The organism is Pseudomonas lundensis (assembly GCF_002269125.1).
In the GTDB taxonomy this organism is placed as follows: Bacteria; Pseudomonadota; Gammaproteobacteria; order Pseudomonadales; family Pseudomonadaceae; genus Aquipseudomonas; species Aquipseudomonas lundensis_A.
On the sequence record NZ_NQKI01000050.1, the window covers coordinates 21680 to 28121 of the forward strand.

A 6442-nucleotide genomic window follows, 5' to 3' on the forward strand; every position below is an offset into this window, starting at 1 on the left:
TGATTATTTGAGGATCATAGAAATGAAAACTGCATGCATCACCAGAGCATGTGTGCTGTCACTGGCAGCTTTTATCAGCGCGGTTCCTGTGGTGCAGGCCTGTACACGGTTGGTATACCTGGGTGACAACCAGCAGGTGATTACCGCCCGCTCCATGGACTGGAAAACCGACGTGGCCACTAACCTGTGGGTGTTTCCCCAAGGTATGAAGCGCAATGGCGAGGTGGGACCCAACTCGCTTGAGTGGACATCGAAATATGGCAGCGTCATCGCTTCGGGTTATGACATTGCAACCACCGACGGCGTGAACGAGGCAGGCCTGTCTGCCAATTTGTTGTGGCTGGTGGAGTCACACTACCCACCTTTCGATAAAACCCGGCCAGGCTTGAGTATTGCTGCCTGGGCTCAGTACGTACTGGATAACTTCAGTAGCGTGTCAGAAGCTGTGGACGTGCTCAAAACCGAGCCCTTTAATGTGATTACCGCTGATGTACCCGGCGAAGGACGCCTGGCCACTTTGCATTTATCGATGTCGGATGCATCGGGCGACAGTGCAATCATCGAATACATTGACGGCAAACAAGTCATCCATCATGACCGGGCCTATCAGGTGATGACCAACTCGCCGGCTTTTGACGCACAGCTGGCGATGAATGCGTATTGGCAGGCTATCGGCGGCACCGTCATGCTACCGGGCACCAACCGGTCTGCGGATCGTTTTGCCCGTGCTTCGTTCTACGTGAATGCCGTGCCTAAATCCCAGGACCCGCGTCTCGCGCTGGCTAGCGTTTTCAGTGTGATTCGTAATGTGTCAGTACCCTATGGCATCACCACCCCCGGAGAGCCGAACATATCGTCCACGCGGTGGCGGTCCGTGATTGACCATAAACAACAGCTGTATTTTTTTGAGTCCGCCATCACCCCCAATACATTTTGGGTCGACCTTAAAAAGCTGGATTTCACCCAGGCCACAGGGGTAGTCAAAAAGTTGGATCTGGGGCCGAATCAAAGCACGATTTACTCGGGCGAGGTTTCCGCAGATTTTGAAAAGGCGGCACCTTTTCAGTTTCAGGGCGCCTGAAGGTTCACATTATTGCACCGTTAGCCTTCAGCTCACTTGTCCCCCTGTTTCGTGGAGGTCATCCACAGTCTCAAGTGCCGTGATGATTGCCACGCGCAACCCTTGAACCTGTGTAGCAAGGCTCATGGACGCCACGGGTTGCGGGGCGAGCCCGGCTTGTTGTGGTAAATAGGGCACGTGAATGAAACCGCTGCGCACCCCAGAGCCCGTCAAGGCGTGTTGCAAACAGTAGAACACCTGATTACAGACAAAAGTTCCGGCCGTTTGCGACACTGACGCGGGTATGCCTTCGGCCTTTAGCGCCCGCGCCATTGCCTTGATGGGCAATGTGCTGAAGTAGGCTGCGGGGCCGCCGCAGACCACAGGCGTGTCGATAGGTTGCTCGCCCAGGTTATCGGGGATTCGCGCATCATTGAGATTGATTGCCACGCGCTCGATCGAAATATCGGTTCGTCCCGGGCCCAATCCAACGGCAATCACCAGTTCTGGCTGGAATGACACGAGTAGCTCAAGCAAGCGCGTCGGGGCCTGGGAAAATACGCAGGGTAACTGCCGCGAGACGATCCGGACGTCCTCCTTGATCAGGGTTTGATCCAGCGCTTTTACGGCCTCCCATGAAGGGTTGATCGGGTCTTGATCGAACGGTTCGAAACCTGTCAGTAATACGGTACGCATGGGCGCCTCACATCAGCAGATAGAGCAGGACGATATTGACGACCAACATCATCAATGCCGTAGGCATTTGCGCTTTGATCACGGCGTACTTGTCCGGGATTTCCAGCAGAGCGACCGGCACGATATTGAAGTTGGCCGCCATCGGTGTCATGAGTGTGCCGCAGTAGCCAGAGAACATGTCGATGGCGGCCATCACTGCCGGGTTGGCATCGTAAACACCTACCAGCACCGGAACACCTACACCACCTGTCATGACCGGGAACGCGGCAAAGCCGTTGCCCATGATCACGGTAAACAATGCCATCCCCAGCACATAGACCATCACTGCGATCAAGCGGAAGTCCATATTGATGTAGGACGTTGCGACATGGGCGACGGCAGAGCCCACCCCGGCGTCGTTAAACAACAGCCCGAGCATGGCGAGCATTTGCGGCAGCACCATGGTCCAACCCAGTGCCTCTGTCAGACGACGTGATTCGCGCAGGCTTTGCAGAGGGGTATCACGGGTCAGGAGGCAGGCCAGAATCAACGCCACAATACAGCCCAGTCCCAAGGACACGAACGTGGTGTTTTTCGGGTCTAGCAGCGGGACGCCCTCGATTTGCGTGTGTTTGAGCAGCATGGAGCCGATAACCGTCACCAATGGAATCGACAGGGCAGGGAGGAACAGCTTGTGCCCCAGTCTCCCGGCGCTGGCACGTGCTGCCTTGACGTGCAACTCGGCATGCGTCCCGCGGCCTACGCCGCCAAAGCCTGCAATCAACGCCATGACCAGCACGCCTGCACCTACAACGAACGGGGGTATGCGATCGCCTACCAGAAACACGATGGCAAACAGCGCCCAGAACAGGCTGCTGCTCCAGCGTTTGGGGTGGTTTTGATCGCAAGCGATCATGCCGGCAGTGACCATTAACAACACGCCTGCCAGCCAGTAAAAGTACTCAATGGAGATGATCATCGTGCAACCTCCGGTGAGGTCGGCTCGATGGAAGATTCACGTGGGGTCAGTTGGCGCGTCAGCTGCGAGTCGAAGCGATACAAGCGCAGCGCATGCACGATAAAGGCGCAGATTGCTGTGGGAATTCCCCAAAAAGCGATGTGTAAAGGTTCTACATCGAGGCCAGAGCCCAATAAGAACGTATGCATCAAGGCGATTGCGCCAAATGCCACGAACACATCTTCGCCAAAGAACAAGCCGACATTGTCGGTGGCGGCGCACATCGCCAGTACCTTATGACGCACGGCCTCGGGCAATTTCCCGTATTTATTTTCAGCCGCGCCTTCGGCCATCGGCGCCAGGAGCGGGCGCACCATCTGCGGGTGACCGCCAAGGCTGGTCAGCCCAATCGCTGCGGTGGTTTCTCTCACGAATAGGTACATGATCAATAAACGGCCGACTGTCGCGCGTTGAAAGGTGGCTATCCAGTTCTGTGCGTGCAAACGCAAGCCATGACGTTCCAGCAAACCAATCACTGCGAGCGGTAGCAGCAGGATTAATTGCAAGGCACGGGTTTCAAGAAATCCTTCCCCCATCAGCGTAATGATGTGCTCCAGAGAAAAGTGGGCTGCAAGGCCGGTCACGATTGCTGCCAGGCTCACCACGAGCAGTGGGTTGAAGCGCAGCACGAAGCCCGCGATGATCACGAATACGCCCAATAAGGGCCATAGATTGACGACGGTTTGCATGGGGAGTGAATCCCTTGGCTGGTTGCCGCAACGCCAGGGCAGGCTGGTGTGCGCGCAAGGCGAAAGCGGTCGGGCTCACTTTCGCAAAATTGATTAGCTGCCGGACTCAGCGTGTTTTTTTATTGTTGGCGTCCCATGAGCGGGCGTCATTGAGCGATATCTTTGGGCGCTTTACCCACTGCGTCCAGTCAAAAAAAGTTGTCACCGCTGAACAAAAAAGTTTGGCCAATTGCACGCGGGATCGGGCTGGCTTGCAGTTGTTGCAAGGGTTTACAGTGGCGACCTTGTTTAGCGTGAACGGGCAACCTTCATGAACATGAGATTCCTTTTGACCTTTGTATGGGTGGCCCGGCTCGGCAGTTTCCGACTGACTGCCGAAAAGCTATCCAGTACGCAAGCGGCCATTTCAAGCCGAATCTCGGTGCTGGAAGCCGAACTTGGCGTGCAGTTGTTTCAACGTGACTCGCGGGGTGTGAACCTGACGCGTGAAGGGCACAACGTGCTGAGTTACGCGGAAGAAATGCTGGCGACCCAGCAGCGCATGCTCCAGTCGTTGGGCAAGGCCGATACGTTTTCGGGCCGTTTACGCATTGGTGTCATGGATACAGTCATCCATAGCTGGCTGAGCGAGCTGATTAACGCTCTTAGTCGCGACTATCCGTTGGTTGAAGTAGAGCTGACGGCTGATACAGCCCTGAACTTGAATGAGCAATTACTCAAGGGGCAACTGGATCTGATATTCCAGACAGATTTATTACGGGCCGACGGTGTGCGTAACAGGCATCTGGCGTGCTATCCGTTGCGCTGGGTGGTGGCCAGAGGAACCCCTCTTGATCGCCCTTATGACGGGCTCGAAGCGCTCTGTCAGGAACGGTTGCTGACCTTCTCGCGGTTGTCCCGGCCGCATCAGGATGTGCTCAATTACCTGCATCAGCAAGGCATTAGCGCGCCACGCATCAGTTGCATCAATTCGGTGGCAGCCATTATCAAGCTGGTGGCTGATGGGTTTGGTATTGGTGTCCTGCCGCCGGTGCTGGTCAGCCGCGAATTACGTCATGGCAGCCTGGTTGAGTTGCCGATGTGCGCCGGCCCCGGCTTTTCGGTCTATGCCAGTTGGCGCGTCGGCGCAGGCCTTGAACTCAATGAAGCGGTTGTCAGCCTCGCCCAAGCGGTTGTGGCCGACTACCAGCGCGCCGTTAAACCGGGTCACCTGATATTGCCCAAGCCCCTCGACTAGTACAGCTTGTCATCTGATCCGTATTTTTATGAATCAACTGCGCCTGTATTGCAGCTCACAATCGGCAGAAAATTACACTCAGTCAGATAGCTCAAGTAGGCATCGAACCTTGAACGGTGCAGGGATGCCGTCCGTTGATGCTCACGTTCTGGTTTTCGACACACTTATGGTAGGAACTGATATGGCTAAGATGGGTTGGTTTTTGGGAGGATTTCTGCTGTTGACCATTGGGATCGGTATCCTTGCCACTATTCCGCCGGGTTGATCCCCCGAACATCAAAAGGCCGCTGCTAAACCAGCGGCCTTTTCTGTTGGGCAAGGGCATTCAGACGCAGTAAGTGAGGGCTTGTTCAACATCAGCCAGCAGGTCTTCCACATCTTCAAGGCCTATTGCCAGGCGCACCAGGCCTTCGCTGATGTCGTGACGTGCACGTTCCTCCCGGGTGTAAGCCGAATGGGTCATGCTGGCAGGGTGTTGCGCCAAGGATTCAGCACCGCCCAGACTGACGGCTCGGCTGATCAGTTGCAGGGCATTCATGAAATACCTGCCGGCTTCCAGGCCTCCCTTTAGCTCGAAAGCAATCATCCCTCCGGGCTGGCGCATTTGGGATTTAGCCAGCTCATGTTGTGCGAAAGAGGGTAGCCCCGGATACGACACCGACTTCACTGCCGGGTGTTGCTCCAAATACTGCGCAATCAACTGAGCACTGCTGCAATGGCGGTCCATACGTAAAGCCAGGGTCTTGAGCCCGCGCATGAGCAGGTATGCATCGTGGGGCGACAACACGGCCCCGGTGAGATCCTTTAAGCCTTGCAAGCGAATGCGCGAGGCCAGTGCCTGTGACGTGACCACAATGCCAGCCGTGATGTCGCTGTGGCCGCTCAGGTATTTGGTTGCCGAATGCACAACGATATCAGCGCCTGATTCCAACGGTCGCTGCAAATAAGGAGTGCAGTAGGTGTTGTCGATAACCACGGTAATGTCGGGGTAGGCGTGGGCGATACGAGCTACCGCTGCGATATCCACCAATTGCATGTTAGGGTTGGCGGGGGTTTCAAAGTAGACCATGCGCGTGGCGGGCGTGATGGCGGCTTCAAGTGCTTGCATGTCAGCCATGTCGACGTGCTTGACCTTGATCCCGAACTCGCCAATGCCGTGGTGTAGCAAAGCAAACGTGCAGCCATACAGGGTGCGGCTCACAATCAACTCATCCCCCGGGCGCAGTAAGGTCCAGAAGGTCGTTGCAATGGCGCCCATGCCAGAGCTGAAAGCGATACCGGCTTCACCATTTTCCAGCGTTGCCATGCGGGATTCGAGCAGGGCCAGGGTTGGATTGGAAATACGGGTATAAAAATGCCCGCTTTCTTCTCCGGCAAAACAGGCTGCACCGTATTCAGTGGAGGGAAATGCGAAGGTGGAAGTGAGATAAATGGGAGGAATCAAGGCCCCATTATTTTCAAGCGCGTTGTAGCCGTGGTGAATCGCGCGGGTAGAAAAGCCGAACTCATTTTTTTTGTCGTTCATGCTGAGCGCTCCGATATTTCCTACAATGCTATGCTCATATTCGACACGATAAATTCCAAATCCAGGGGATGAAACGCGTGTTATTGGAATAAATACCCTTCACGCTGAGATTGAGAGGCACAGTATGCCCAGTCCGCTGGATAGAACCGATAAAGCCCTGTTAGGGAATCTCCGAACAAGTTTTCAAATGTGCTGAAATACGCCTGACCACCTGATCCGAGCCGCCTATGAGCCAGAT

The 6442-nt window shown here is 55.4% G+C and carries 6 protein-coding genes; 2 read left to right on the top strand and 4 right to left on the bottom strand.

Annotation, left to right across the window (positions count from 1 at the left end):
• The first annotated feature begins 22 nt into the window (after window positions 1-22).
• On the top strand, window positions 23-1081 hold the full coding sequence (locus CJF39_RS21130; protein ID WP_094995170.1) for a linear amide C-N hydrolase: 1059 nt from the start codon (window positions 23-25) through the stop codon (window positions 1079-1081).
• Window positions 1082-1108: 27 nt separating this feature from the next.
• On the opposite strand, the gene pcp is transcribed toward CJF39_RS21130, so the two are convergent.
• The 3 genes from pcp to CJF39_RS21145 are packed head-to-tail and all read right to left on the bottom strand — an operon-like array spanning window position 1109 to window position 3442.
• On the bottom strand, window positions 1109-1756 hold the full coding sequence (pcp, locus tag CJF39_RS21135) for a pyroglutamyl-peptidase I (RefSeq protein WP_094995171.1): 648 nt from the start codon (window positions 1754-1756) through the stop codon (window positions 1109-1111).
• A 7-nt stretch (window positions 1757-1763) separates the two neighbouring features.
• Window positions 1764-2714 carry a DUF979 domain-containing protein gene (locus CJF39_RS21140; RefSeq protein WP_094995172.1) on the bottom strand — a complete coding sequence of 317 codons (951 nt, stop codon included), beginning with the start codon at window positions 2712-2714 and terminating at the stop codon, window positions 1764-1766.
• Window positions 2711-3442, bottom strand: coding sequence for a DUF969 domain-containing protein (locus tag CJF39_RS21145; protein ID WP_094995173.1), 732 nt, complete (start codon window positions 3440-3442; stop codon window positions 2711-2713). The genes CJF39_RS21140 and CJF39_RS21145 overlap by 4 nt, the downstream gene beginning before the upstream one ends.
• Window positions 3443-3752: 310 nt before the next feature.
• Here CJF39_RS21145 and CJF39_RS21150 point away from each other — a divergent pair, with 310 nt between their 5' ends.
• Window positions 3753-4679 (top strand): LysR family transcriptional regulator, encoded by a 927-nt coding sequence (locus tag CJF39_RS21150; protein ID WP_094995174.1) that lies wholly within the window; start codon window positions 3753-3755, stop codon window positions 4677-4679.
• 325 nt (window positions 4680-5004) lie between these two features.
• Here the strand turns inward: CJF39_RS21150 and CJF39_RS21155 are convergent, their stop codons facing one another.
• Window positions 5005-6204, bottom strand: a complete 1200-nt coding sequence (locus tag CJF39_RS21155; RefSeq protein WP_094995175.1) for a methionine gamma-lyase — start codon at window positions 6202-6204, stop codon at window positions 5005-5007.
• Between the last annotated feature and the right edge of the window lie 238 nt (window positions 6205-6442).

Bases quoted from the DNA above. Each gene is read 5' to 3' on its own strand.
- CJF39_RS21145 (WP_094995173.1), bottom strand. From the start codon at position 3,442: ATGCAAACCGTCGTCAATCTATGGCCCTTATTGGGCGTATTCGTGATC.
- pcp (WP_094995171.1), bottom strand. From the start codon at position 1,756: ATGCGTACCGTATTACTGACAGGTTTCGAACCGTTCGATCAAGACCCG.
- CJF39_RS21140 (WP_094995172.1), bottom strand. From the start codon at position 2,714: ATGATCATCTCCATTGAGTACTTTTACTGGCTGGCAGGCGTGTTGTTA.
- CJF39_RS21155 (WP_094995175.1), bottom strand. From the start codon at position 6,204: ATGAACGACAAAAAAAATGAGTTCGGCTTTTCTACCCGCGCGATTCAC.
- CJF39_RS21150 (WP_094995174.1), top strand. From the start codon at position 3,753: ATGAACATGAGATTCCTTTTGACCTTTGTATGGGTGGCCCGGCTCGGC.
- CJF39_RS21130 (WP_094995170.1), top strand. From the start codon at position 23: ATGAAAACTGCATGCATCACCAGAGCATGTGTGCTGTCACTGGCAGCT.